The organism is Collinsella sp. CLA-ER-H2, from assembly GCF_040092405.1.
Taxonomy (GTDB): Bacteria; Actinomycetota; Coriobacteriia; order Coriobacteriales; family Coriobacteriaceae; genus Collinsella.
This window is the reverse complement of the sequence record NZ_JBBNLO010000011.1, coordinates 43,956-69,136: the sequence shown is the minus strand read 5'-3', so window position 1 is coordinate 69,136 and position 25,181 is coordinate 43,956. Positions and strand designations below refer to the sequence as shown.

Here is a 25,181-nt window from a genome sequence, read left to right as displayed (position 1 = left end):
CGGAGTCGGACAGGCGGCAGCTCGAGAGGAGGGTCGTCGCGCTGGCGGGCACCGACCGCTGGCGGGCGACGGTGGAGGCGCTCTCCTGCATCAAGGGAATCGACACCCTGACGGCCTTCAGGCTCGCAGCCGAGGCGGGCTCCTTCACGAGGTTCCGGACGGCCCCGGCCTTCGCGAGCTGGTGCGGGCTGGTCCCGTCGGAGCGCTCGAGCGGCGAGACCGAGCGGCGCGGCGGGATAACCAAGACGGGCAACCGGCTCGCCAGGACGGCACTGGTGGAGTCGGCGTGGCACTACCTGACGTGCACGCCCCGCCCGAAGGCCCCGGCGCCCGGCGCGGACGTCCCCGCGGCGATCCGGGCGCGCGCCGACGACTGCACCGCCAGGCTCTGCCGCCGCCGCGAGGCGCTGGCGGCGGCGGGCAAGAGCTCGTGCAAGGCAAACGCCGCCGTCGCGCGCGAGCTCGCCTGCTGGGTCTGGGAGATCGGGCGCCGGGCGGAGGGGACCCTCGGCTGACCCCGTCGGACAACAAGCCTCCCGCCGGGAGGGCCCGCGCCTCGACGCATCGCCGGCGCGCGTTCACGAGCCCTTTTTGGGCAGCCCAAGGGCCGCGCCCGTGAACAAGACTGGTTTCGGACGAGCGCGCCGGACGGAGAATCGAAATGCGGTGGGGTGCGCGGACATACCGGGCTGACCGCCGGCAGCGCGCCCGCAAGAGCCCGCGGATATTAGCTTGCCAGGCAAGCGTCGACTAAGCCATGCAGCGTGCGCGGGCTCTCCCGACGGGAAACGAAAAAGCCCGGTTTAAAACCGGGCTCGAACAAACACGCCTATTGACAATGGCTTTCTCATATTACAAAAAAGCCCCCATTGCTGGGAGCTCTTTCAATCAATGGTGCGGGCGAAAGGACTTGAACCTTCATGGGGTTGCCCCCATACGGACCTGAACCGTACGCGTCTGCCAATTCCGCCACGCCCGCGTGCAGGAATTAGAATAACGGAGCGCCACCGCGAACGCAAGAACTATTTTTGAAAAAGTTTGCAGGCATTTTCCCAAGCGGCATGCGCGATTGTTTCGGCGTCCTCACCAGTGCGATCGACACGGTCGTTAACCAGCGCGTTTGCCGTAATGGAGATCATTGCGGGCTCGCATTCAAGACCGCGGATGGGCTCCGGAGCCATATACGGGCAATCCGTCTCGAACAAAATGCGGTCGAGCGGGGTTGCCGCAAATGCCTCGCGCACGTCGTCGTTGCGCTTAAAGGTGGCCGCACCACCATAGGCGATATAGCAGCCCAGCTCCACAAAGCGCTCCATCGTGGCGCGGTCCTCGCCAAAACAGTGCAGCACACAACCGGCCTGGGGCACGCCCACCTCACGAAGCACGTTGTAGGCGTCCACGTGCGAGGTACGCTCCTGGTCCATGTCCTCGTGACGCAGATGCAGCTCCACCGGCACGTTACGACACACGGCAAGCTCGAGCTGGCGCGCCATGCAGTCAATCTGCACGTTATGGGGTGCCGGCGCGATATCGTCGTCATAGTCCATGTGGTAGTCCAGACCGATTTCGCCAATACCGGCGCACAAAGGGTCATCAAGCGCAGCAACAACCTGCGCGTGAACGTCGTCGGTATAGTCCGGCGCGCCATACGGATGCACGCCGGCAAGATACTTGATCTGCGGGATATCCTGCATCGGCAGAATCTCGCGCGTCAGCCAGTCGCTATAGTCCGTCACGACGCGCTTATCGGCAATGGGATCGAAGACCGTCACCAACAGGTCGATGCCCGCCGCCTTGGCACGCACGAGTGTCTCGGGCACATCCTTGCCCCAGAACGAAAGCAGATGCGCATGTGTGTCGGCAAGCGGTGCCAAGGGCACGGGACAAGCAACCGTCTTCTTTTTCTTGGTAAACGTCACGCGGTCGGTATTAAGCGTCATGGGAAAGCTCCCGAGCCAGGCGCACAAAGGCGGCGACGTCGAGCGTCTCGGCGCGCGTGGTGGGTGCGATACCGCAAGCCTCAAAGGCGGCATCGAGCACGTCCTTGGCAAAGCCGTTGGCGCTCATGGAATTGCGGATGGTCTTGCGGCGCTGGGCAAATGCAGCATCAATCACGCGGGCCACAAATTCGCGATCGAGCCCTTCGGGTACCACACCGTCAACACGGTCGATACGCACGACGGCCGAGTCCACGTGCGGCGCCGGCATAAAGCAACGCGGCGGCACCTCAAAGCGACCCGTCACCTGCGCATACAGGCCGAGCTTTGCCGTATAGCCGCCATAGGTCTTGTTGCCCGGCACTGCGGCAATGCGATCGGCAACCTCCTTTTGCACCATGACGACAGCGCGCTTAAGCGCGGGCATCGTCTGGAAGAACTGAAGGATGATCGTCGCCGCCACGTTATAGGGCAGATTCGCGACAAACACCGTGGGTTCACCACCGGCGGCCTGCTCAATCTGCTCCGGCGTCACCTTGAGCGCATCGCCCATGATAAAGCGGAAGTTGGCATAGTCGGCGGCGTGGGCATCGAGCACCGGCTCAAGCTCAGGATCGGCCTCAATCGACGTAACGCACGCCGCCTCCTGCAGCAGGGCCAACGTCAGCGTGCCGCAACCCGGGCCGACCTCGAGCACGCGCTCATCGCCCGCAAGCTCAGCGAGCTCACAGATACGTTCGATCACATGGTTGTCGATCAGGAAGTTTTGGCCCAGGCGATGCTTGGTCGCAAGGCCAAACTCCTCTAGCAGCTCCCTAGTTGCCGTGGGGTTTGCCAAAGGCGAAGTTGTCATGGTTGCCTCCTTAACATGGTGGCTGCATCGTAAAGTAAAAGGGCATGGACCGTTGCGGCCATGCCCTTACCGTTACACAGCAAATTGTCGATATGGCACTCGCGCGACGTCTTAGCCCAGGCGCGGGAACAGCGGGTCACCCTTCTCGACGGGCTGACCGCCGGCAAGCAGGCCCCAGGCGCAGATGCCCTTGAGGTCGTCGCTCGCGGCCTCGTCCTCGCAAGACAGGCGGCGCAGAGCCTCGGCAGAAGTCTGGGGCATGAGCGGCATCAGCAGGTGAGCGGCGATGCGGATGGCCTCGAGCAGGTTGTAGATCACAAATGCCAGCTCGTCGGCCTTAGCCTCGTCCTTGGCAAGCGCCCAAGGCTCGGAGTCCTCGATGTAGTGGTTAGCGGCATGGATGAGTTCCATGACCTCGTCCTTGGCTCCGCCGTAATCGAGCACGTCCATCTTGGCCATGTAGCGCTCGACCAGGCCGTCGGCGATCTTTGCCAGCGGGTTATCGAACGCGTCGGCAGACGCCGGTTTAGCCGGGGCACAGCCGTCAAAGTACTTTGCGCTCATGTTGAGCGAGCGCGAGATGAGGTTGCCCCAGCTGTTGGCCAGGTCGGCGTTGTAGACCTGCTCCATGCGCTCGAAGCTGATGGCGCCGTCGGTGCCGGGGACGACGTCGGTCATGAAGTAGTAGCGATAGCCCTCGACACCCAGCATGTCGATAACATCCTGCGGAGCGATGGCGTTACCGCGGCTCTTGGACATCTTCTCGGCCTTGCCGGTCTCGGCATTGCGCACGGTCAGGAAGCCGTGGGCAAAGACGTGCTCGGGCAGGGCCTCGCCGATGGCCATGAGCATGGCGGGCCAAATGACGCAGTGGAAGCGAATGATGTCCTTACCCACAATATGGAACTGCGCGGGCCAGCGATAGGCCAGCTCGGCACGGGCCTCGTCGGTGTCGACACCGTAGCCGACGGCCGTCATGTAGTTGAGCAGCGCATCGAACCACACGTAGGTCACGTGACCCTCGTCAAACGGGACCTGAATGCCCCAGTCAAAGCTCGTACGGCTCACGGAAAGGTCGTTAAGGCCACCCTCGACAAAGCTACGTACCTCGTTCATGCGGAACGCAGGCTCGACAAAGTCGGGGTGCTCGTCATAGAGCTTGAGAAGCTTGTCCTGGAAGGCGGAAAGCTTAAAGAAGTAGGACTCCTCCTGCACGCGCTCAAGCGGACGGTGGCAGTCGGGGCATAGATGCTGGCCGACGCTGCCGTACTCCTCGTCGCCCTTCTGGACCTGCGTATCGGTGAAGTAGGTCTCGTCGGGCACGCAATACCAACCGTCGTAGCTGCCCTTATACAGGTAGCCGGACTCCTTCATGCGCTCCCACAGATACTGCACGGCATGATGCTGGCGCGGCTCGGTGGTGCGGATGAAGTCGTCGTTGGAAATCTCGAGCTTGCTCCAAAGCTCCTTGAAGTGCGGGGCCTGACTATCGGTCCACTCCTGCGGCGTCATGCCATGCTTGGCTGCGGCCTCGGCGACCTTCTCGCCGTGCTCGTCCATGCCGGTCAGGAACTTGACGTTATAGCCGGCGGAGCGGCGATAGCGAGCCTGAACGTCGGCGATGATGGTGGAATAAGCCGTGCCCAGGTGCGGATCGGCGTTGACGTAGTAGATGGGCGTCGTGATAAAGAACGAAGGCTTGCTTTGATCCATGGGGTTTGTCCTCCAGAAAAACGTTGCATACAGGGGATGATTCTAGCGCAAGGGCTGGATATCCTCCATCTATTGCATATCGAGCACCATGGCATAGACATCACGCTTGCGGCGCGAATACTTCTGAGACAGGCGCTTGGCCACCGCAGAGGCGGGCTCCCCCTCCTCGAGCGCGGCGCGGATATCCTCGCGCAGGGCCTCGTCGGGATCCGCTGCCGCAGCGCCAACCGGCACGATGCCAGCCTCCTCGTCCTCGCTCGGCGGCGCGATGACCAGCGCAATCTCGCCCTTTACCTCGCCGCGAGCACGCAGCTCCTCGGCAAGCTGGGCAGCGGGCCCGCGCAAGACCTCCTCGTGCAGCTTGGTGAGTTCGCGGCAGACGGCAAGCTCACGCTGGGGAAAGACCTCCGCCACGGCCTCGAGCGTCGCCACGATGCGATGTGGAGACTCGTAGAAGATGAGTGCGCCGGGCACCACGGCAAGGCGCTGCAAACGGCGCACACGGTCGCCGTGCTTTCGGCCCAAAAAGCCCTCGAAGAAAAAATGCTCGCAGGGAATGCCGGACGAAACAAGCGCCGTGACGCAAGCAGAGGGCCCGGGAATAACTTCGACGGGCACATCGGCCTCACGCGCCGCCTCGACCAACGCCTGGCCGGGATCGGACACGCTCGGCATGCCGGCGTCCGAGGCAAAGGCGAGGGTCTCCCCCGCCAGCAGACGGTCGACCAGGCCGGCAGCGCGGCTAGCGATCACATTCTCGTCGCAACGGACAAGCGGCTTGGAAATGCCCAGGTGCATCAGCAGCTTTGACGTCACACGCGTGTCTTCACAGCAGATGGCATCGGCGGCGGCAAAAGCCTCACCAACGCGCGGGGACAGGTCGCCCAGGTTGCCGATGGGCGTGCCGACCACATAGAGTTTGCCCGTATGGGCGCTGTTTTGCGTCATATCAACCTATTCAATCATGCCGCGCTCGAGCGTACCGAGCGCCGCGCGGGCGTCCCATGCTGCAATGCGCTTCTCGGTCTTCCACGTTTGGAAGAACCAACCGGCAGCCGGCGCAAACGAAGCCAGCTGGTTGGCGATAAACACGCGCTCGTAGGCATTGCGGCCCTCGGGCGTAACCGACGAGTTGGCAAAGATCGCCGCACCCGACCATTCGCCCACCAGCACGGGGAACCCTGTCGAAATCGCTTCTTTAAGCTCGCGCTTGTTACGCGAAATCGCCGTCGTCAGCCCGCGGGGGCTCGTGATGTCGAGCGCATACTCGTCGCGGTAATGGTACAGGTGAAGGTCCATGTAGACGTTCTTGTACTTGGCGCCGCGCATAAAATGCTTCCACTCGCTGGGATGCCCCGACGACGAGAAGACGACGATCTTATCCTCGGGCATATACGAACGGACGAGCTCGTAGGCATCGCGATAGAAATTGCGCAGGTAGTGAGCGGGAATGCCATCCGTCATGGTGAAGAGGCTCTTGCGAACGCTCATCTGCGGCGTGTCCAGCAGCTCAATGCCCAGCAGGCTCTCGGCCTCGCCATAGCGATCGGCCAAGCGCTCGAGCACGTCGAGTGCGACATGACGGCCGTTGGTGGACGAATGCCACTCGGCGACAGCCTCCGGCGTGGTGGGCGAATCGTTGGAATCGCCCTGGCCACCGGGCACGGTTGCCAGATCGAGCAGCACGCGGATATCGTACTTGGCAGCCCACTCAATCGCGCGGTCGATGTAATCGACAACCGATATGTAGGAGGCATCGGACTCCTGTGAGCCAAAGGCATACCAGGGCACCGGCAGACGCACGGCATTGAGACCGATCTGCGCCATGCGGCGAAAATCGTCCTCGCTCACAAACGTCTCGTAATGACGACGCATGCGCTCGTTATAGGCGGCGGTACCCATGGCCTCCTGCAGCTCGGCTGCGTTGGATGCGCCGGTCGCCGCGTACAGCGACGGGGTCACCCAAGGCTCGGGAATAAACCAGCCAGAGAGATTAACGCCGAGTATCCTCTCCATCACTGCCCCCTTCGGATCATGCAGGTCGAACCCGCATCGTATTGCATAGGATAAGTATCGTTTTGAGTATACCCGCGTGTGCGGACAGGCGACCGAACGGTCTGCAAAGTGACGCGAAAGTGGGAGGAATGTCTGGGGCGGGCGGGCTCGGAATGGTGCGACGAGGGGTGTACGCGCGCCAAAGGCAGGCACCGGAAAGTGTGTCCCGTTCTGAGCCCTTATTCTGGGACACAGTTTCCGCAGAACCCTACATAAAAGAAAAGGACCCCTTTGCAGAGGTCCTAGTCAATTCAAGGTGGCGGGGAAGGGAATCGAACCCCTGACACGAGGATTTTCAGTCCTCTGCTCTACCAACTGAGCTACCCAGCCATTTGAGGTGTGCCTTGTTTCAAGGCTTGATTAGTATAACCAAGGACGCGTTCCGGTCAGCCGAGAATTTCAAAAAAGTTTTTGAGCACAGCCTCGGTTCTTTAAATCGGCACGTCAGAGGCATCAGCCGGCAGCAAGAAGTTTTTCGCTCAGAGCCGCACGGGCAAACTCACTTGGCGTCATCCCCTCGGCAGCCGCCCGTCGACGAATGGCCTCCTTCATTCCCAGAGGAATCTTGACCGACAGCGTTGCCGTCCCCTCACCTGAGAGTGGGGGCCGTCCATGCACGATCCCACCAACGGCGTGTTCGCCATCCGGAAACTCTCCGCGCTCGTACGACTCGCACCACGCGTCAATCATTTCATCCGTTACAACCTGACCATTAGCGGCCGTATACGTCTTACCCATCATCGACCCCTTCCGTCAGGTGCTTTTGAGCGTTGGGATGGATCTCAACATCCATGCATCTTCTCCTCCATCTTACCCAATTTCGTATGACGAAAGTCCGCTGTCGCCAATTCTTAAGCCGGCACGCGTTGGAGAGCAGGGGTCGAAACAATGATTGAAGGGCGCTCTAGTGCGGCCCAGGCGCCGGGGCAGGAGCACATACGCCAGGGACGTACGTTTTCGTAGCGCGCGAGGATATTGCCGTCGCGATCGATGAAGGCGATGTCGATGGGATAGGCCATAAAACACGTATGGACCGAAGAGCAGCGTGGAAATGCCATGACGAGCGGCAGGCCGTTGGCGGCAACCGGACGCCGTCCCAGCATGCCGCGCAGGCGCACGGCAAACGACTCCGCCACCGCAAACTCGGCCGGCGTCCAACCCAGCCTGTTGAGTGCCCGCGCGTAGGCGATGTAGGACGAGACCGCGGTCACATGACCACCCCCGGACGCCATGGATCGACCGTCACCGCGCGCTCGTGCGACAACGTTGTCGGCGCCCCCAGCGAAACGCCAGCGATGCTGAGAGAAGTCGGCCACGGCTCATAGTGCATGGTGCAGGTGTAGGTCCTAAACGTACCGGATAGGGAGAGCAGGCCACCATCCGATGCCTTCGCGCCTTGCTCGCTCGACACTTCGATCCGCAAGTCATAGCCTTCCATGGCATTCAGAATTTGAGTCTGAACCGCCGCCGAGGCATCGGCAGAGCTTTCGTCGCCCTCCCCCTCCGACGCCACGGCGTGCGCCAACACGATGTCGGGTACCACGCGGTCGAAGCGCGCGACAGCGCTGGCAAAGATCATGACGTTGTACACGATGAGTGCCAGCACCAGCAAAACGGGCGTAACCACCGCCATCTCCACCGTCGCTTGGGCGCGCTCCTCGCGCAGACGCATGCGGATACTCATTACGACCCACCGCCCAGAGCGCCAACCAGCGTGGCAACATCGACGGTGAGTGGGATGGAGCCGCCGCCGGGCAGAGGAATCTCCGCAAGCGTGAACACCGTACCGCTAATGGTGCGTTCGACTTGATATTCCAACGCCTCGCAAAGCGCCTTGGGATCGGTCACGCCCAACGGAATACTTCGCAGCTTGTCTTGCGCTTGAGAGAGACCAGCAATGTCAGACCCCGGGCTCTTAATGACGTTGGCGGAATCGGTCAGCACTGGCTTTCGCAGGCGCAAGTCGCACGGTTCCAGACCCAACGCCGCCATGGACGCCGAAACGGTATCGCCGAGCCACGATGCGATGGAACCCAACGCGCCGCTGCCCCCTCCTAGGCCTTTAATCATCTCGTCCATAAGTTCGTCGGCCGAACCTTGGATATCACCGTATCCTACGAGCAGCCGTCCCCAAACATCCATGACGCCGTCGAGCACGCCGGCAACGCCGCCCGAGCGTTCCTTCAATGTCGAGAAAAATCGCGAAAGCACGTTGTTTTGCGCCGTCGCCTCATCGGGTGCCAACACCGCGGCAGAGATAGCACCGCGATCGCCGAGCCTGACTGCCGTGCTAAACGAAGAGTTGAGCTCATCGGGGCTCGAGATGGCACCCGAAACCGCAAGGGCAACTACGCCGTTGCGACCGGGCGGAGCGATACGCGGACGCTCGCCCGAAAGCGCTTTGATGGCCTGGTCAAACGCATTGCTCGCACGGTCGGTCTCGTCTTCGGTCTGACGTTCGAGCTCGAGCTCTTTGTTGCGGCATTCGACGTAGTCTTCCAGGGCGTCTTTAAACTTGTCAAAGTGATACTCGAAGCCGTTTTCGATAGAGGTTGAAGGCGCCGCAACAGCACCAAGCGACGAAACGCCAAAATGGCATTTGCTGCATTTATCCTGTCCATCGTAATCGGCAACCGAAGCAAATCCGCTCGGCGTCCCTTTCTTATAGTTAGGGCAGGTCGTCCCGTAATGCAGATACGCCTTGTCATCGTTCACGCTCGTCGGCCACACCGCATCGGTATAGAGCTCCGTCGCCCGAACCTCATCAGAGTTGCGCGGCAACAGTGGAATATAGGAGGAAACCCTGTCTCCGTTCTCGGTTATATATGCCCGATCGACCTCCGCACTCGCATAGGTATAAAACGCCTTACGCGCCGCAGACTCTGCCCTCATCTCGACACTCGAGCCGTGGGGCTTCTCATTTGTCAGACGCCAATGGTAGTAGTCCTTCGCGCGATCAAGGGCAACTTGAGGCTCCCACGTAACGCTCGAAGCGTAATGCGGATTTTGAACACCGGAGAGATCCGTTAGGCTTTTCGCGCGCTCCCACATACACGAACAGCTGCCGACCGAACCTTTATCCGATCCACCGCAATCCGCTAGCCAGGCACGCTCCTTTGCCTTCGCCGTCTCCTCCGATGCTTTTTGTAGCTCCTCGGCCGCGCGCTCCAGATCTTCCGACGCATCTTTAATGGCATCGGTCGAGATCTCGGAACCCTCGAGCGCAACAAAATCAGACTCGGATGTCCTGGGCACGGCAAGCGCCGTACCGGTATAGGTCACACTATCGGTATCCTGCGCCGACACCGCCTGCGTGGCACGCGCGGCGATCAGATACGGCAGAGCCGTCTCGATTTTCTGTAAGCCTTCCGATGCGCTTTTGGCAAACTTGTTGCGCGTTTTAATGATCTCAATCCCGGTGTCGACCATATTGCCGGCAACTGGTTCGGCACCCGGGATGAGGATGGCGACCAGGCCCGTCCCGATTGTGGCAAACCCCGCCAGCCCCAGACTCAAGATGCTCGCATCAACCACCGTGGCAGCCGTGTGATAGGACGACACTACGTTGGCACCCGCCAGCGCGCCGCTATCGGCCGCCACCTGGGTATCCCCGGCACGCGACATGCTCCATATCGCCGCGGTCGACGAAAACAACAACGTGAGCACCACTAGGATGACCACGGCAGAAGAAAGCGTGGTGTAGGCACCGTCTTCGATAAACAGGTCGATACCGGCGCGGCCCATAAAGCCGCCTCGCTTGCGATGGCAGCTCGGACGGCGCGTCAAAACGCATCTAGACCAGAAACGCTTAATCCCATGTAGCAATCCACGAATCATAATCTCCCTCCAGCCATTCGGGACGTGATTGATACGAGACATCGACCTTGAGCTCAACGTAGCCGCCCTCGGCGGTACCACCCATAGCCTGCGCAAACGCACCGATCACAGGCAACGGCCTGACCTCGCCGGAAACGGACACGGACGAGACGCCACCCGCACCGGCCCGACCAAGCTCGATATTCCACGACAACGGCCCGCCGGCATGAAAGATCGAAACGTTGGGCACCGCGGCAAGCCGGCGGCGGGTGAACTCCTTAAGATCGTCGTCCTCCGCCGTCGTCGTGGTCATGAGCCGCGCGGTCTCGGCGGCGGCAGACTCCATGACCGCGCGCGTATAGAGCAGGCACACCGGTTGCAGTGCGAGAAGGATGAGCGTCAGAAACGTCGGCAGCAAAAAAGCGGCCTCGACCGTAGACTGCGCCCGGTCCTCGCGCGCGATATCAATACAACGCAATGTCCTTAGCGCCCGCAGCGGCGTCGATAACCGACGTCGAGGCAACGCCATGGGATGCCGCCCGCTCAACCAGCGCCGCCAAGCGCCCATCGGTGCCAGCACGCCAAAGCCCCGCGATCGCCAGCACGATCGATAACAGCGCCACCGTGACGATGGCGTATTCCACAGTCGCTTGGGCAACCTCTTCACGCAGAACGCCATGCATTTCACGATCCCTCCTTTGAGCTTATTGTTTGCGGGACCAGGCGCACGGCGCGCAGACGACACGAAGCATCGCCGGTATCCGCGGCAACCGTCACCATATCGACCCAGCCGCGTCCGTCACGCACGATGGCGCCCCATACGTTGCCCTTAATATCGAGATAGCCGCTCAGGGCGAGCTGGGCCGTTGGCACCTCGCGGTAGGCGCGTAACATATCCGCCGCTGCCTCGGTCATCGGTCGGTCCTCGGACCATGCAAGCCGGACCGCAATCGCGTTGTCCTCAGGCGAATCCGTCGCAGTGCCAGACCGCTTGTCGAGCGTCCGCAGAAAGGTTTGCGCCGTGACAGCGACATCCGAATCGTCCGCATCTCGCATCTCATCTTTTTGAGTCGCCACCGCCGAATCTGAGCCCGAATCGAAGGCGGCCCCAGGACGCTGCTGCCGCGCGGCGTTAAGCCCCCAAAGCACCGCCGCTATCGCCACGGTCAGGCAAGCAAACACCAGCAGCACCCCGATGGGGCGCTCGCCCTCTACAGACTGTTGATGCCCTCGCTGATAGCGTTCCATAGATCTTGGACCTTGCCTTTAAATGCAACGATGGCAATAATCGCGATCACCACAAGCACGCCCACCAAAATGGCGTACTCGGTGGTACCCTGCGCGCTCTCCTCCCGCAACAGCTCCTTGGCATGCTGGCGAGCGCGGATCGCCCGGCAAAAAGCCCAGTTCCAAGCCTTGTCAGCAACTTCGACCATCGTGTTCATGTATTCCTCCCTACATCATCCCGCCTGCTCCCAGCAGCGGGCCCAATATGGACAGAAGCAACGCCGGCAAGATGAGCGTGCCGGTGGGGATCAGCAGCTTGACGGGCGCACGCTCGATCTCACGCTCGACCGCGGCGCGATGAGCCGCACGGATCTCGCGACTTTGAGCGGCCAGCGTCTCGGCAAGTGGGGCACCCAGGGCGAGCGCCTGCCCCACCGTGATGGCAAAGGTCTCGAGCGCTCGTACGTCCAGATCGCGCGCGGCGGCCAACAACTCGTCCTCACGCGTGCCCACGCCCACCTGCCACGCCATGCAGGCCCGCTCAAGGCGAAGAGCCAGCACTGACCGGCGGTTGGCGCAGAAAATCTCAAGCGCCGCATCAAACGAAAGACCGGCCGAAAGACCCAAGCGCACAACATCGATCATCTCGGACACTTCGCCGAGCGAAACTCGCGCCGGGCCGCCCGCTCCAACCGCGCCCTTCACTCGCGCGGTCAGGGCATCGACCACTGAGCGACCCGCGGCAGCGACCAGCACCGCCTCGCGCTTGCAGGCCCCTGCGATCTTGCGTGCATCCGCCCGATCCAAACCCGTCGCGATAAATACACTCAGGGCGCACAGGCAAGCCGCAACTGCAACTGGGGCGCTCATAGCTCCACCCTCATAATGCGCCGGATAACCACCAGGGCAACGGCGTTGAGGGCGAGACCCAGCACCACAGCGCCCGCACCGGCAGGCGTCGCAAGACCGCGACGAAAATCTGCCGAAAGCAGCGCCAACACCGCGCACATGCCCGCCGGCATCGCCGCGACCATATGCGCCGACATGCGAGCCTGCGACGTCTTGACATCCAGGCGGCGCTTGAGCTCAATGCGCTCCCCTACCATGCTCGACGCCTCGGACAGCAAGTCGGCAAGCGGAGCGCCGGTGCGCTGTGACACCTTAAGCGCCAAGGTCACAAGCGAAAGACCGGGGGCGTCGATGCGCACGAGCAAGTCATCGAGCGCGTCGGTCGCCGAGATACCGCAATCGATCGCCGCCGCCACCCGCAAAAACTCGGTATGCACCGGTTCTTGCGCATGAGCGCCCACAAAGCGCATGCCCTGGGCCAGCGAATGTCCCGAGGCAAGCGACATGGAAAGTGCGGTAAACGCCTCGGGCATGGCCTCTTCTGCATCGTGTTGCTCGCGCCGGCTCTCAAAGCCATCCCGAGCGGCGCCAGCGGCAATCGGAGCAACAAGTCCCAAGGCAAACCCGAGGGGCGATAACGACACCATCGTTAGTAAAACGCTGCAGACACCGCTCGATAGCAGTAGAAACGCCAAACGCCCCGAAGCATCTTCAATCACGAGGCCAAGGCGATGCGCCGGAGCCAGCGATGCCCACGAACGGGCGATCTTTTTCAGCAGATCGTTTTCCACCAGCTCACGCGGCAGCTTCTCTGCCACCGTCTCGAGCGCCTGACGCGCCAGCTCCGCCGGCGGCACCTGCGGCACACGAGGTTCCGCCCCGCACGCCGTCGCAACAGAAAACCCTGCCAAACCCCCTACGACGAGGGGCACAGCGACCTCCATTCGTCCACCTCCTCTTGTGTGAGCGTCCCCGACCGCAGGCCTTCTGCGATAAACGGCGGCTCGCGGTCAAGCGCCCAGGTGCGCTCGGCGGCATCGAAAGTCACATAGCGCTCGAGCTCTACGCCGCCCGACGCGGCGCGACGCACCCCCGAATACGAGGAGACGAAGCGCCTGCCATCGGCGTGGCGCTCGGACATCACGATGCCGTCGAGCGCCATGGCAATCTGCTCCTCGATGAGCTCGCTCGGCAGATCGATGCCATAACGTGCAAGCAACGTCAGACGCACCACGGTCTCCTGTTCTGAACCCGCATGAAGTGTGGTGAGCGACCCGTCGTGGCCCGTATTCATGGCCTGCAACATGTCGCAGCACTCGGCACCGCGCACCTCGCCCACCACGATGCGGTCGGGGCGCATGCGCAGGGCATTGGTCACCAGGTCGCGGATCGTCACCGCGCCCTCGCCCTCAATTGAAGCCTCGCGCGCCTCTAGGCGCACCACGTGCGGATGATGCGCAAACTTGAGCTCGGCAGAGTCCTCGATCGTCACGATGCGCTCGCCGGTGGAAATCTCGCATGACAGCGCGTTGAGCAGGGTGGTCTTACCAGATCCCGTGCCTCCCGCAACCGCCAGGTCCTGTCGCAGCGACACCGCGCACGACAGCAGCTGCGCATACCAAAGCGGCAGTGACCCCAGCCCCACAAGCTCGTCCAGCGAGCAGATGCGGTCCGAGAACTTTCGGATGGTGAGAATCGGTCCGTCAATCGCCACAGGCGGAATCACCGCGTTGACGCGATAGCCCGTTTTAAGGCGAGCGTTGACGATGGGGCTGCGCTCGTCGATACGGCGGCCAAGTGGCGAGATGATGCGGTCGATAAGCACACGGATCTGCTCATCATCCTCAAACGCATGCTCGATAGGGTACAAGACGCCGCCGCGTTCAAAGAAGGCCGAGCGGCAGCCGTTGATCATGATCTCGGTAACGGTGTCGTCCTCGATGAGCGGCTGCAACGGCCCCAGGCCCACCACGTCATCCAAAATCTCGTCGATGATGGTCTCGCGTTCGGACGTCGCGAGATCGGTCGGTTCCTCAACATTGAGCGCCGCCTCCACCGCGGGACGCAATTCCGAGCGGGCAAGCGCCGGGTCGATATAGGCGCTGATACGCGCCACTTCGTCGTAACCCATGCGGTCCATCACAGCGCGCTTGGTGCGTCGTTTCACCGCGCGACGACGCCCCGCATCTACAGGCGCTGCAGCCGCTGCAGCGCCGGCAGCCTTAATCCTCGTTTGCAGGCTCATCGCTGATCACCCTCGCGCGACCAGGGAAGGCGGATACGCGGGCGTTCGGTGCGCGTTGCACGGTCGGCGACCATATCGCTCCAAGGGCCGACGGCGCACCCCAGTTCCACGAGCATCTCGCGCGTGGCCTCGCGCACGCTGGTCGCGAAAGCGCTCGTCTGACCCACTGCCTCGTCAGCGCGCCCAAACGCCATGAGCGCGGCGAGATCCTGCCCGCCATCGGCGATACGAATCTTTGAGCTCAACGCACAGGCAATCTCAAAGCGCATGGCGACGTCCTCGTCTGCCCCGCGCGCACCGAACCGGTTGAACACGGCGCTCATGCGCGTGCGCGGCACACCTACTCGACTTGCCAGTTCAATGACGCGCGATGCCGATGTCGCGGACGACACCGCCGCATCGCCAACGACCAGGCAACGGTCGCTCGCCGCCACCGCAGCCGCCACGGCGTCGCCCCAAAAGACCGAGGTATCGATAAAGACCACGTCGGATTCGCGACGCAGGACATCAAGCAATAGCTCCACCGGACGTGCCATGAGCTCGGCTTGCTCGGGCGCCGCGACGGGACCCCAGAGCGTAACGCCCGGCGCCACGCGCATCGATGTGGCTACGATATCCGGCTCGGTGAGCGCGCCCGCCGCCGACGGCTCGATAAGTGCCGCCATATCGCGCGGAGCATCGACGCCTAACAAGTCGTAAAGGTTTCCAAACATCAGGTCCAGGTCGAGCACGGCGGCACGCAAGCCCAACAGCGACGATATGTGTGCCATGGTGGCAACGATCGTCGACTTGCCGCAACCGCCCGAACCCGAAATGGCGCAGATGACCGGAGCTCGATGCTGCGGAGCGGCAGCGTCTGCCGGCGGCATCGGAGGCGGCGGGGCGGGCGTCGGCGACAGCGTCCCCGTCTCCCCCGCCGCAACCACACGCTGCGTCCAAGCCGGCATGGCAGCTTGTTCGGTCTGCAAGGCAGGCTCGTTCTGTGCAATCTGCTCATGCTGCATCAGCGACAACTCGCCGCACCCGGCAAAGCCCTCAACTTCGTCAAGTTCATCCGCCAGATTCACGCCGTGCACGTATCCCATATCTACAGCCGGGGAGTCGCCAGCATGCTGTGCCGGCCCTCCAGCGTCATCGTATACAAGGGGGTTCCGGGGGCGCCGACCATGCTCGGCTTCCGCTTTTCCATAATCATCAACACGCGGGCCTCTTGTAGCGCGAGGCGCCCCGGGTTCCCTATCAACAAAAGCATCGGGCTCAATCGTCATGCGCCGATCGGAATCAACCCGCTCCCTCGCCCGCGCGCCCGTTGCCGCATATGCTGTGCGCAGCGATGACCTCGGTCGCCCCCGCGCGAAACAGTCCCTCGATATCCGACGGATCGAGCGCTTCTATCAACACGACCACGCGACTCACGCGGCCTTCGGCCGTCAGGCGCGCAACAGTCTTGCGCACATCTTCGATATCAAACAGAGACGCCGCGATGATGGCAGCCCCGCGGCGCGACGGAAACGCCCGCGCCATGGAAATCAGCCCGTCCAGGTCACCCACGCGAAGCACCTGTGCACCCGCATCACGGCCCTCGACTTCCCGCTGCAACAGCCCGTAATCGCCGCACGCGCAGCACGCAAGCCAGATCGCCTTCATCACTCGTCGCCTCCGCTCTTTTTGCCGCGCGCCGTGGCGGGAATCGTCAAGCTGACCGTTCCCTTGCCCGAGGCTCCCAGCAGTTCCTTGACGTCTTCGGGGTCAGCCGCCAGCGTCACCCATTCGATCTTGCCCTCGCGCGTGGCACCGGAATCCTCACTGGTATCGATCACGTGCGCGCCGCACAGTCGATCGGTTACGCCGTCTTTTTGCACATACACATCCACGTAGCTGCCCACGCCTGTAGCACCGCCGACCGAGTGCTCGGCATCGACCGCCACCGAAACGGCAACCTTGCCCTTAGGCACCTCGAGCTTGTGGCTCTCGGCCTTGGTGTAGACATTGCAGATCACGGCGTTTTTGGGAATACGCGAAGTCGTCACGTCGCCGCGCACCTGGCGCAGCTCGGTCGCCGCGTCACGCGGCAACAGGCTCGTCAGCCATTCCTGGGTTATGACATTGGTCTCATCGAGGGTCTCGCCCACATCGATATCGCGCGCCGCGACGCATACCTCGACACGATCGCCACCGTACTTGGCCAAGGTCTCAGCCTGGACCTGTTCGGCTTGTGAGCGGATCGATGAGCCGTAAACCATGCAGAGCAGAGCAGCGAGCACGCCCGCGACCAGACTGATGGCGATGCGCTTGCTCTTGTTCACGGCCGCTCCTCTCATGGCAGTGCCGGGCGAATGCCCGTACCACCATTGTCTGGGCGGTCAGAGTGCAAAGCGGCGCAATCGCAATCTTGGTTTTCGATGTCAAACCAATCGCTGACCAAAAGCTGACCAGCCCGTCAAGCTCGTGGCAAGGTTTTGGTCAGCACGTCAGCAAACTGCATGTTTCGAGGCTTTTCCGCAGCAAAAAGCCGTCTCCCGAACAGTTGGGAAACGGCTGTCATAGGAAAAATCAATTACAGATGGACATCGGGATCGAGCATTTGAGCACTCACGCGCATGGATGACGCCAGGTTTTGGAACGTTTCCAGACGCAGGCTATCAATCTGCCCGGCGTCCTCGGCCTCGCGAACGGCGCAACCCGGCTCATGGGTATGTGTGCAATCGCCAAACCGGCACGCGCGCGATGTCTCGACAATCTCGGGGAAGGCGCGCGCCAGACCCCGCTCGTGACCCACGAGCGGTAGGCTGCGCAGGCCCGGGGCATCGGCGATCACGCCGGCGTCGCCCGGCAGCGCCACCATCACGCGCGCAACGGTAGTGTGACGGCCCTGGTCGTCGCGTTCGCGCACACCGCCGGTCGCCAACGTATCGTGGCCCAGCAGTGCATTGAGCAGCGTCGACTTACCGGCACCCGACTCGCCCAGAATCATGGCACAGCTCCCGGCGGGCACGCAGGCACGGACCTCGTCCAGGCCGCGGCCCTCGGCAGAGGACGTCACGATCACGCGCACGTCCGGACCCACCAGGCGGCGCACGCGGTCCAGATCGCGCTCGAGCTCCTCGGCATCGCAGCGGTCAGCTTTGGTAAGCACCACCACCGGCTCGGCATCGCAGTCGAGCGCCAACACCAGCGAGCGCGCCACGCGGTCGAGCAGCACCTCACCGGCACCGAGCGCCTGCACGATTAGCACGCTATCCACGTTGGAGCAGAGCACCTGGCGCTCTCCACGGGCACGGCCGCGCCAACGCTCAAAGCTCGTACGGCGCGGCAGCACGCACTCAATCACGCCCATATCGTGCCCGGGAGCGCGGCGCACCGCCACACGGTCGCCCACGGCAGGCAGCAGGACCTCGTCCTCGCCGCGCGACTTGGCAAACCCCACGGCATGCTCGGCGCGGAAGGTATCGTTGGCAGTCGCCACCAGCGGAAACCCGCGATCCAAGCGCACCACGGCGCCAAGCTGCATCTGCTCGGGTTCCTCGGCATGTGCGCAGAAATCATCAAAGGCAGTCTGCTGAGCTTCATCGACCGGCAGGTCATCAAACGCCGGAACGTCCTGCAGCGCGTCGAGTCCCGGCACGCTTGCCAGCAGCTCCTCAGCAGATGCGGGAGCTTCGGTCGCGAGCTTCCGACGACGATCGCGCTTAGCCCGCGCCCCCGTCGTCTTTTTCTTCGCTTTAGCCTTAGCCTTGCCCACAGATGCCTCCCAGCACAAAACCACACAACTGAGCAGGTATTTTACCCACAAAAAAGAGTCGGTCGAGCAAATGCTCGACCGACTCACACACTTTCCCTCGGCCTTTATCATCCACACGGGAGAAAAGTCAGCAACGTCACCGCAGGGCCCGCCCGCCGAGAGGGGTTTCCAAAGGGCACATCCCGCAGCCGCAACGCGGCGAGGACGTGTCCGTGGAAACCCCGCAGGCGGGCGGGCCCGGACAGGTACGTTACTCTTTCTCCACCGCGCGCATGATCGCCTTGTAGATCTCCATCAGTGGGATGATCAGGAAGGCCAGGCCCAGCGCGGCAAGAACGCCCTTGAGCTCAAGCGTCACAGGGCCAAAGAACATCTCGGCAAGCGTCGGCTGTACGGTCACGATCACCGTCAGCACCAGCGCCAGCGCAGCGGAAGCCCACAGCCACTTGTTCTGCTTCTTCATGGTGAACAGCGACGCACGACGGCTGCGCATATTGAAGCAGTGGAAAATCTCGACCATGTTGAGCGTGATGAACGCCATCATCACGCCTTCCTCGTCGGCATTGCCGGCGATCATATCAGCGATGTGAATGTAGCCCATGTCAAAGTACACGCCCACAAAGAAGCTCGCCAGCACCAGCACGGTGATGATCAGACCCTGGACCACGCAGTCCAGACCCATATGTCCGGCGAAGACACCGTCCTTAGCGTTGCGCGGCTTGCGCTTCATAATGTCGCCCTCGGCGTCCTCCATGCCCAGCGCGAGCGCGGGGAAACAGTCGGTAACCAGGTTCACCCACAGCAGCTGCACCGGCTGGAAGATGGTAAAGCCGATGAGCGTGGCGATAAACACCGAGAAGACCTCGGCAAGGTTTGCCGAAAGCAGGAACTGGATGACCTTGCGGATGTTGTCGTAGATGCGACGGCCCTCTTCGCAGGCACCGATGATGGTGGCGAAGTTGTCATCGGCAAGCACCATGTCGGCGACGTTCTTGGTGACGTCGGTACCGGTGATGCCCATGCCAACGCCGATGTCGGCGCGCTTGATGGACGGGGCGTCGTTGACGCCGTCGCCCGTCATGGCCACGATCTGGTCGCGCGACTTCCAAGCCTCGACGATGCGGGTCTTGTGCTCGGGCTGAACGCGGGCGTACACGCCGTAGTCCTCGATGTGCGCGTCGAGTTCCTCGTCGCTCATGCGGTCGAGGTCGGCGCCCGTGATGGCCTGGCTGCGATCGGTGACGATACCCAGCTGCTTGGCGATGGCCACGGCGGTGTCGATGTGGTCGCCCGTAATCATGACGGTGCGGATACCGGCATCGTGGGCCTCGCGGATGGCGTCGGCGACCTCGGGGCGGACCGGGTCAATCATGCCGGACAGGCCGCAGAAGACCAGGTCGTGCTCGAGCGCAGCGGGGCTGCAGTCGGCCGGGACCTCGGTGTAGGTGCGGCTTGCCAGCGCCAGCACGCGCAGGGCCTCGTCGGCCATGGCCTTGTTGGCGGCCACGAGCTCGGCGCGACGCTCCTCGGTCAGCGGAACGACCTTGTCGCCCTCGTAGATATGGGTGCACAGGCCGATCACCACGTCGGGCGCGCCCTTGGTGTACTGCTCATACTCGCCGTCCAGGGTCTCGACGACCACGGACATCATCTTGCGGCCCGAGTCAAACGGGGCCTCGCCCACGCGCGGATGCTCGGCAGTCAGGCCAGTGAGCCCCGCCTTGCCGGCATCGTTGACGAGCGCACACTCGGTCGGCTCACCCACGGCCTCGCCCAGCTCCTCGTCCCACTGGGCGTCGGAGCACAGAGCCATGCCGGCCAGGAACTTCTCCTTAGGCGCAGCGAGCTCGTGCTTGACGACGGTCATCTTGTTCTGGGTGAGGGTACCGGTCTTGTCGGAGCAGATGGTCTGCGTGCAGCCAAGGGTCTCGACGGCAGAGAGCTTGCGGATAATCGCCTGACGCTTGGCCATCTTGGTCACGCCGAGCGACAGCACGATGGTCACGACGGCAACCAGGCCCTCGGGGATGGCGGCGACGGCAAGCGAGACAGCGACCATAAAGGTGTCGAGCAGCGCGGTCGGATCGGTGAGAACGTTGCCCACGCCGTGGCGGATGATGTCGACGCCAAAGATGACGACGCAGATGACGATAACCATGATGGTAAGGATGCGGCTGAGCTCGGCGAGCTTCACCTGCAGCGGCGTGAGCTCTTCCTTGGCCTCGGCCAGGGCGCCGGCGATCTTGCCCATCTCGGTGTTCATACCGGTGCCGACCACGACGGCGCGACCGCGGCCGTATACCACGGTGGAACCCATGTAGCACATGTTCTTGCGGTCGCCGAGCGGCACGTCGTCGGTGCCGGCGGCGAGCTCAATGACGTTGGCATGCTTCTCGACGGGCACGGACTCGCCGGTAAGGGCGGCCTCCTCGATCTTCATCGTGGCGCTCTCGAGCACACGGCAGTCGGCCGGGACGGAGTCGCCCGCCTCGAGCATGATCACATCGCCGGGCACGAGCTCGGCGCTCGGCAGGTGCACGAGCTTGCCGTCGCGCAGCACCTTGGACTGCGCCGCGCTCATCTCCTGCAGGGCCTCGAGGGCCTCTTCGCTCTTGGCTTCCTGGACCACGCCCAGTACCGAGTTGACGATAACGACGAACATGATGATGGCGACGTCGGCAAAGTCGGGCTCGCCCTTGACCATACCCGTGAGCGCGCTGATGACGGCGGCAACGATCAGCATGATGACCATGGGGTCGGCCATCTGCTCAAAGAAACGCTTCCACAGCGGCGTTTTCTCGGCTTCCTCGAGCTTGTTAGGGCCTGTCTTGGCGAGGCGCGACGACGCCTCGTCGTTGCTCAGGCCGAGGTTCTCATCGACGCCCTGGTCGCTGAGCACCTCCGCCGCGGCGGACAGGTATTCCTTTTGCATATAGAGTCCCCTCCTGGGATTCGGGCCACTCAGCAGATTGATGCCCGATCATAATTCCCAGGAGAAGGGCAAGGGCTCATCAAGGCTGCCGTGCTGAGCGGCAGTTGATAGTGGAGCTATGGTACCCCAAAGCAGCGCGTCTAGCCAAAACATTCCAATTGGAAACACGGCTCGAGTGCAACGATGCAGACCGTGTGATGCTCAATATTGATAAAACGTTTTTTCTTCGGCACATCGTCAAACTGAAATATCGCCCAGATAGCAGCGGTCAGAACGGTTGGTAAAGTTTTTGCATATACCGTTTTTCCGCAAAAAATGAACTTCTAATTCGGCATACGGTCGATTTTTTGGGGTATTCGGTCGCCATTTCGTTATAATCATCTCAGTTTTATTTCTTATGGTTTATCTATCAGCGCAAGACGATGTCAGATGGAGGTCTGAATGTACAAGCGCACCAAGATTGTATGCACCATGGGTCCCGCCTGCGATAGCGACGAGACCATCCGCGAGATGATCAAGGCGGGCATGAACGTCGCCCGTTTTAACTTCTCGCACGGATCCTACGACGAGCACCACGGTCGCATCGAGCGCGTCCGTCGTATTTCCAAGGAGCTCGGTCTGCCCGTCGGCATCCTGCTCGACACCAAGGGCCCCGAGGTCCGCACCGGCCTTCTGGTCGATGGCAAGAAGGTTGCCGTCAAGACCGGCGATAAGATCGTCGTCACCGCTCAGCCCACGTCCGAGGATTTCCACGGCACCTCTGAGCATATCTCCCTCGACTACCTGGCTCTGCCCTCCGAGGTCGAGAAGGGCTCCCTCATCCTGATCGATGACGGCCTGGTCGCCCTCGAGGTCGAGTCCGTCGACGGCCAGGACATGACCTGCGTCGTCAAGAACGACGGCCTGATCGGCGAGCGCAAGGGCGTCAACATGCCCAACGTCAACATCTCGCTGCCCGCCATCACCGAGCGCGATCGTCAGGACATCCTCTTTGGCCTGACCGAGAACATCGACTACATCGCCGCTTCCTTCATCCGTGACGGCGAATCCGTCCGCGGCATCCGCGAGCTTTGCCGCGAGAACGGCGGCGAGCACGTGACGATCTTCCCGAAGATCGAGTGCGCCCTGGGCGTCGAGAACTTCGACGAGATCCTCGAGGCTTCCGACGGCATCATGGTCGCCCGTGGCGACCTGGGCATCGAGATCAAGCCCGAGCTCGTTCCGCACATCCAGAAGGAGATCATCGCTAAGTGCAACGCGGCCTACAAGCCCGTTATCACCGCTACGCAGATGCTCGACTCCATGCAGCAGAACCCGCGCCCGACGCGCGCCGAGGTTGCCGACGTTGCCAACGCCATCTACGACGGCACCGACGCCGTCATGCTGTCCGGCGAGTCCGCTGCCGGTAAGTACCCGGTCGAGGCCGTCAAGATGCAAGCCAGCATTGCTCTCGAAACCGAGAAGTACCTCCCGGCTCACGCTCCGCTCGAGGTTCCGGCTGACGCTCACGGCACCCGCGTCGTCAACAACGTTGTGGGTATGTCCGCCGTGAACATGGCTACCACCGTTGGCGCCAAGTGCATCACCGTGCCGACGACCACCGGTCGTACCGCTCGCCTGATCTCGCACTTCCGTCCCAACATGCCGATCTGCGCGTTCTCCCGCCACGAGTGGGCCGTCCAGCAGATGATCATGTACTGGGGCGTTATCCCGCACCAGGCCGAGATTACCCAGGGCACCGTCAACGGCACGATCGTCAAGGCGATCGAGACCGCTAAGGAGCTCGGCTACGTCGAGGCCGGCGACCTGACCGTCGCCACCGCCGGTGATCCACGCATGAGCGTCCAGCTCGAGGACAAGGTCTCCTCGACCAACGTCGCTTACGTCGCTCAGGTGCGCTAAAACGCACTTGCAAGCACGCTTGCATTGCAAAGGGCCCGGAAGGCTTTGCCTTCCGGGCCCTTTTTTAGGACCTACCTCATATGCCGCTTCATCGATTTGTGATCAGTCGCGAACCTTTCCGATGCCGAGCGTACCACCGAAGATGCCCTGCGACGGGAGCTGTTGGTCAATTGGGATGAACTGTTCTCCGTTAAGCCGGCCGGCTAGCAGCTAGCGATCAGAGGGACTGCGGGAACGTCAGAAGCGGCAACGCGAGCCGCAAAGCCCGCTTCGGTCAGCTCGATGACCTCAGTAAACGTTGCGTCAAAGAATTTCTCGGTCAGCAGGCGGTACGGCGGATGATCGGGCTCGCCGGGGTTTTCGCGTACAATCTCGTGCATGACGCCGATGGTCTTGAGCACATATTCTTTATGGATGGGATACTGCCCAAAACGCGTCGCAGCGGTATACAGGCGATCGGTCGCACGCGGGATGGAGACAATGCCCAGCGTCTTGCCAAACCAGTCAAAGTCGCCTTGCTTTTTAATGCGGAACTCCTCACACGGCTTGCCGCCGTGCGCCTCCAGGTACTGATTCACGCGCGTATTCCATACGGTATCGGCCACCAGATGCGACCAGACGCCCAGCGTTAAATCGAGCAACGACTGCGCCACATCTTCGGACGCAAGCGAGAACTCACAGGCGCCGGGACCGACAAACGGCTCGGCATCCTTGTAGCGCTGTGGATAGTGCACGCGGTTCAGTCGCTCGCGCTCCTCGATAATCGAAGTTGCCGCGGCCGGTGCACCGGTGGGCGAACTTTTAAGCAACGGTGCCACATAGGTATCCCAGAACTCATGTTCACGAGGCTTAGGGATGGGCTCAGGCTTGGCAAAGTGCGTAATGCGGTACGGGATGGGATCGGCGATGCCAGGGACCATATAGCCCACGAAGATATCCGGAACCACGCAGCCAAACAAAAAGGCATTGCGGTCGCGAACGCTCTTGGCAAGCGCACCGGTGCGCTCCAGCAAACGCTCCGTCTGAGCGATATGAATGTTCCAGCTTGGCATAGCCACCCCCATAAAAACCTGGATAACTATACCATCACGGCAAAGCCGCGCGGGCGGCTACGCACGCTCTACGCAGCAACTAGTCCGTAGCACCGCTTTCGGTTCCATACGACGGCGAAGGCGCCTCGACCACATGGTGATATCGATCGATATAGATTGCACGGGCCCCCAGGCGGCGCACCAAATCTTGGTGATGTGTGCTCATCAAGACCGTCTTACCCGCCGCGACGTAGGCCAGCAAGAAGTTGACCACAATGTCGCATGAATCCTCGTCGAGCCCATTGGCAGGCTCGTCGAGAACCAAGATATCCGGGTTCATCGACACCACCGCAGCCAGCGCAACGCGCTTCTTTTGCCCACCCGAGAGCTGATAGGGAGAGGCGTCGGCAAGGTCGGCAACCTGGAACAGCCCCATGGCATCGCGGACGCGGCGCTCGAGCTCGCCCGTCGGCAGCCCCATCTGCGCGGGACCAAAAGCGACCTCCTCGCCCACCGTGGCGCAAAAGAGCTGCGCGTCGGCATTCTGGAACACAAAGCCAACGCGCTGATGAAAACGCTGAGCGGCCGTGGAATCCTTTAGAAACGCCGCATCAATCACATGCCCGTCAAACAGGTATTCCCCTGCGTCCGCAAGCTCAAGGCCGTTAATAAGGCGCATAATCGTCGTCTTACCGCAGCCGTTGGGACCGAGCAGGGCAACGAGTTCGCCACGATCGACCTGCAGCGACACGCCATCGACAACCGTATGCCCCGCATAGGAAAACACCACGTCGCGCAGCTCGATGAGCGGAACGACCTCGGCGCCGCCCACACCGTTCGTGCCCGCCGCACTATTCATATCGATCGTCAAAACGTCGC

At 62.2% G+C, this 25,181-nt stretch carries 25 protein-coding genes and 2 tRNA genes; 2 read left to right on the top strand and 25 right to left on the bottom strand.

Annotated elements, in window-relative coordinates; genetic code table 11:
- Positions 1–515 (top strand): transposase (locus AAAX59_RS04795; protein ID WP_349070891.1); only part of this gene is annotated, 515 nt, incomplete at its 5' end.
- A gap of 377 nt (positions 516–892) precedes the next feature.
- Here AAAX59_RS04795 and AAAX59_RS04790 read toward each other — a convergent pair.
- From AAAX59_RS04790 to AAAX59_RS04680, 23 genes are all read right to left on the bottom strand, one after another.
- Positions 893–979 (bottom strand) — tRNA-Leu (locus AAAX59_RS04790).
- Between the two features lie 43 nt (positions 980–1,022).
- A complete protein-coding gene (locus AAAX59_RS04785; RefSeq protein WP_349070888.1) occupies positions 1,023–1,940 on the bottom strand; it encodes a TatD family hydrolase in 918 nt (305 codons plus the stop codon).
- Positions 1,930–2,790, bottom strand: a complete 861-nt coding sequence (gene rsmA / locus AAAX59_RS04780; RefSeq protein WP_316369498.1) for a 16S rRNA (adenine(1518)-N(6)/adenine(1519)-N(6))-dimethyltransferase RsmA — start codon at positions 2,788–2,790, stop codon at positions 1,930–1,932. Before rsmA ends, AAAX59_RS04785 begins: the two co-directional genes overlap by 11 nt.
- A gap of 111 nt (positions 2,791–2,901) precedes the next feature.
- A complete protein-coding gene (metG, locus tag AAAX59_RS04775; RefSeq protein WP_349070886.1) occupies positions 2,902–4,503 on the bottom strand; it encodes a methionine--tRNA ligase in 1,602 nt (533 codons plus the stop codon).
- Between the two features lie 69 nt (positions 4,504–4,572).
- Complete coding sequence (gene rsmI / locus AAAX59_RS04770; protein ID WP_349070885.1) at positions 4,573–5,451, bottom strand: 16S rRNA (cytidine(1402)-2'-O)-methyltransferase; 879 nt, start codon at positions 5,449–5,451, stop codon at positions 4,573–4,575.
- Between the two features lie 6 nt (positions 5,452–5,457).
- Entirely contained in the window at positions 5,458–6,519 is a 1,062-nt protein-coding gene (locus AAAX59_RS04765) for a cellulase family glycosylhydrolase (protein WP_055309641.1), read from the bottom strand.
- 296 nt (positions 6,520–6,815) lie between these two features.
- A tRNA-Phe gene (locus AAAX59_RS04760) sits at positions 6,816–6,888 on the bottom strand.
- A 123-nt stretch (positions 6,889–7,011) separates the two neighbouring features.
- On the bottom strand, positions 7,012–7,296 hold the full coding sequence (locus AAAX59_RS04755; RefSeq protein WP_349070882.1) for a hypothetical protein: 285 nt from the start codon (positions 7,294–7,296) through the stop codon (positions 7,012–7,014).
- 113 nt (positions 7,297–7,409) lie between these two features.
- On the bottom strand, positions 7,410–7,769 hold the full coding sequence (locus AAAX59_RS04750) for a DUF192 domain-containing protein (protein WP_349070880.1): 360 nt from the start codon (positions 7,767–7,769) through the stop codon (positions 7,410–7,412).
- A complete protein-coding gene (locus AAAX59_RS04745) occupies positions 7,766–8,242 on the bottom strand; it encodes a hypothetical protein (RefSeq protein WP_349070878.1) in 477 nt (158 codons plus the stop codon). Before AAAX59_RS04745 ends, AAAX59_RS04750 begins: the two co-directional genes overlap by 4 nt.
- Positions 8,242–10,395: a hypothetical protein gene (locus AAAX59_RS04740; protein WP_349070877.1), complete on the bottom strand. Its 2,154-nt coding sequence runs from the start codon at positions 10,393–10,395 to the stop codon at positions 8,242–8,244. Before AAAX59_RS04740 ends, AAAX59_RS04745 begins: the two co-directional genes overlap by 1 nt.
- Positions 10,367–10,852: a TadE family protein gene (locus AAAX59_RS04735; protein ID WP_271737917.1), complete on the bottom strand. Its 486-nt coding sequence runs from the start codon at positions 10,850–10,852 to the stop codon at positions 10,367–10,369. Before AAAX59_RS04735 ends, AAAX59_RS04740 begins: the two co-directional genes overlap by 29 nt.
- On the bottom strand, positions 10,839–11,057 hold the full coding sequence (locus AAAX59_RS04730) for a hypothetical protein (protein ID WP_022094024.1): 219 nt from the start codon (positions 11,055–11,057) through the stop codon (positions 10,839–10,841). Before AAAX59_RS04730 ends, AAAX59_RS04735 begins: the two co-directional genes overlap by 14 nt.
- Before the next feature lies 1 nt (position 11,058).
- On the bottom strand, positions 11,059–11,622 hold the full coding sequence (locus AAAX59_RS04725) for a hypothetical protein (RefSeq protein WP_022094025.1): 564 nt from the start codon (positions 11,620–11,622) through the stop codon (positions 11,059–11,061).
- The gene (locus AAAX59_RS04720) at positions 11,586–11,819 is read right to left on the bottom strand and encodes a hypothetical protein (RefSeq protein ID WP_118288839.1); all 234 of its coding nucleotides are present in this window, start codon (positions 11,817–11,819) and stop codon (positions 11,586–11,588) included. The genes AAAX59_RS04725 and AAAX59_RS04720 overlap by 37 nt, the downstream gene beginning before the upstream one ends.
- Positions 11,820–11,829: 10 nt before the next feature.
- Positions 11,830–12,471: a type II secretion system F family protein gene (locus AAAX59_RS04715; protein ID WP_271737916.1), complete on the bottom strand. Its 642-nt coding sequence runs from the start codon at positions 12,469–12,471 to the stop codon at positions 11,830–11,832.
- Entirely contained in the window at positions 12,468–13,394 is a 927-nt protein-coding gene (locus AAAX59_RS04710) for a type II secretion system F family protein (protein ID WP_022094027.1), read from the bottom strand. Before AAAX59_RS04710 ends, AAAX59_RS04715 begins: the two co-directional genes overlap by 4 nt.
- Positions 13,367–14,695, bottom strand: a complete 1,329-nt coding sequence (locus AAAX59_RS04705) for a CpaF family protein (protein WP_022094028.1) — start codon at positions 14,693–14,695, stop codon at positions 13,367–13,369. Before AAAX59_RS04705 ends, AAAX59_RS04710 begins: the two co-directional genes overlap by 28 nt.
- On the bottom strand, positions 14,692–15,780 hold the full coding sequence (locus AAAX59_RS04700; RefSeq protein WP_349070875.1) for a P-loop NTPase: 1,089 nt from the start codon (positions 15,778–15,780) through the stop codon (positions 14,692–14,694). Before AAAX59_RS04700 ends, AAAX59_RS04705 begins: the two co-directional genes overlap by 4 nt.
- A gap of 196 nt (positions 15,781–15,976) precedes the next feature.
- Entirely contained in the window at positions 15,977–16,342 is a 366-nt protein-coding gene (locus AAAX59_RS04695; RefSeq protein WP_349070873.1) for a hypothetical protein, read from the bottom strand.
- Positions 16,342–17,001 carry a Flp pilus assembly protein CpaB gene (gene cpaB, locus AAAX59_RS04690; RefSeq protein ID WP_342995957.1) on the bottom strand — a complete coding sequence of 220 codons (660 nt, stop codon included), beginning with the start codon at positions 16,999–17,001 and terminating at the stop codon, positions 16,342–16,344. The genes AAAX59_RS04695 and cpaB overlap by 1 nt, the downstream gene beginning before the upstream one ends.
- Positions 17,002–17,252: 251 nt before the next feature.
- Positions 17,253–18,332: a ribosome small subunit-dependent GTPase A gene (gene rsgA / locus AAAX59_RS04685; protein ID WP_349070895.1), complete on the bottom strand. Its 1,080-nt coding sequence runs from the start codon at positions 18,330–18,332 to the stop codon at positions 17,253–17,255.
- A 355-nt stretch (positions 18,333–18,687) separates the two neighbouring features.
- Positions 18,688–21,369: a cation-translocating P-type ATPase gene (locus AAAX59_RS04680; protein ID WP_217750950.1), complete on the bottom strand. Its 2,682-nt coding sequence runs from the start codon at positions 21,367–21,369 to the stop codon at positions 18,688–18,690.
- A 441-nt stretch (positions 21,370–21,810) separates the two neighbouring features.
- Between AAAX59_RS04680 and pyk the strand changes: the two genes are divergently transcribed.
- On the top strand, positions 21,811–23,271 hold the full coding sequence (gene pyk, locus AAAX59_RS04675; RefSeq protein ID WP_035136807.1) for a pyruvate kinase: 1,461 nt from the start codon (positions 21,811–21,813) through the stop codon (positions 23,269–23,271).
- Between the two features lie 203 nt (positions 23,272–23,474).
- On the opposite strand, the gene AAAX59_RS04670 is transcribed toward pyk, so the two are convergent.
- On the bottom strand, positions 23,475–24,323 hold the full coding sequence (locus AAAX59_RS04670; RefSeq protein ID WP_349070872.1) for a hypothetical protein: 849 nt from the start codon (positions 24,321–24,323) through the stop codon (positions 23,475–23,477).
- Positions 24,324–24,402: 79 nt separating this feature from the next.
- Positions 24,403–25,173 carry an ABC transporter ATP-binding protein gene (locus AAAX59_RS04665; RefSeq protein WP_349070870.1) on the bottom strand — a complete coding sequence of 257 codons (771 nt, stop codon included), beginning with the start codon at positions 25,171–25,173 and terminating at the stop codon, positions 24,403–24,405.
- Positions 25,174–25,181 lie beyond the last annotated feature (8 nt).

What these genes read in the sequence shown, in the direction of transcription:
- AAAX59_RS04785 (WP_349070888.1), bottom strand. Translation starts at nt 1,940, where the DNA reads ATGACGCTTAATACCGACCGCGTGACGTTTACCAAGAAAAAGAAGACG.
- rsmA (WP_316369498.1), bottom strand. Translation starts at nt 2,790, where the DNA reads ATGACAACTTCGCCTTTGGCAAACCCCACGGCAACTAGGGAGCTGCTA.
- metG (WP_349070886.1), bottom strand. Translation starts at nt 4,503, where the DNA reads ATGGATCAAAGCAAGCCTTCGTTCTTTATCACGACGCCCATCTACTAC.
- rsmI (WP_349070885.1), bottom strand. Translation starts at nt 5,451, where the DNA reads ATGACGCAAAACAGCGCCCATACGGGCAAACTCTATGTGGTCGGCACG.
- AAAX59_RS04765 (WP_055309641.1), bottom strand. Translation starts at nt 6,519, where the DNA reads ATGGAGAGGATACTCGGCGTTAATCTCTCTGGCTGGTTTATTCCCGAG.
- AAAX59_RS04755 (WP_349070882.1), bottom strand. Translation starts at nt 7,296, where the DNA reads ATGGGTAAGACGTATACGGCCGCTAATGGTCAGGTTGTAACGGATGAA.
- AAAX59_RS04745 (WP_349070878.1), bottom strand. Translation starts at nt 8,242, where the DNA reads ATGAGTATCCGCATGCGTCTGCGCGAGGAGCGCGCCCAAGCGACGGTG.
- AAAX59_RS04740 (WP_349070877.1), bottom strand. Translation starts at nt 10,395, where the DNA reads ATGATTCGTGGATTGCTACATGGGATTAAGCGTTTCTGGTCTAGATGC.
- AAAX59_RS04730 (WP_022094024.1), bottom strand. Translation starts at nt 11,057, where the DNA reads ATGCATGGCGTTCTGCGTGAAGAGGTTGCCCAAGCGACTGTGGAATAC.
- AAAX59_RS04725 (WP_022094025.1), bottom strand. Translation starts at nt 11,622, where the DNA reads ATGGAACGCTATCAGCGAGGGCATCAACAGTCTGTAGAGGGCGAGCGC.
- AAAX59_RS04720 (WP_118288839.1), bottom strand. Translation starts at nt 11,819, where the DNA reads ATGAACACGATGGTCGAAGTTGCTGACAAGGCTTGGAACTGGGCTTTT.
- AAAX59_RS04715 (WP_271737916.1), bottom strand. Translation starts at nt 12,471, where the DNA reads ATGAGCGCCCCAGTTGCAGTTGCGGCTTGCCTGTGCGCCCTGAGTGTA.
- AAAX59_RS04710 (WP_022094027.1), bottom strand. Translation starts at nt 13,394, where the DNA reads ATGGAGGTCGCTGTGCCCCTCGTCGTAGGGGGTTTGGCAGGGTTTTCT.
- AAAX59_RS04705 (WP_022094028.1), bottom strand. Translation starts at nt 14,695, where the DNA reads ATGAGCCTGCAAACGAGGATTAAGGCTGCCGGCGCTGCAGCGGCTGCA.
- AAAX59_RS04700 (WP_349070875.1), bottom strand. Translation starts at nt 15,780, where the DNA reads ATGGGATACGTGCACGGCGTGAATCTGGCGGATGAACTTGACGAAGTT.
- AAAX59_RS04695 (WP_349070873.1), bottom strand. Translation starts at nt 16,342, where the DNA reads ATGAAGGCGATCTGGCTTGCGTGCTGCGCGTGCGGCGATTACGGGCTG.
- AAAX59_RS04680 (WP_217750950.1), bottom strand. Translation starts at nt 21,369, where the DNA reads ATGCAAAAGGAATACCTGTCCGCCGCGGCGGAGGTGCTCAGCGACCAG.
- pyk (WP_035136807.1), top strand. Translation starts at nt 21,811, where the DNA reads ATGTACAAGCGCACCAAGATTGTATGCACCATGGGTCCCGCCTGCGAT.
- AAAX59_RS04670 (WP_349070872.1), bottom strand. Translation starts at nt 24,323, where the DNA reads ATGCCAAGCTGGAACATTCATATCGCTCAGACGGAGCGTTTGCTGGAG.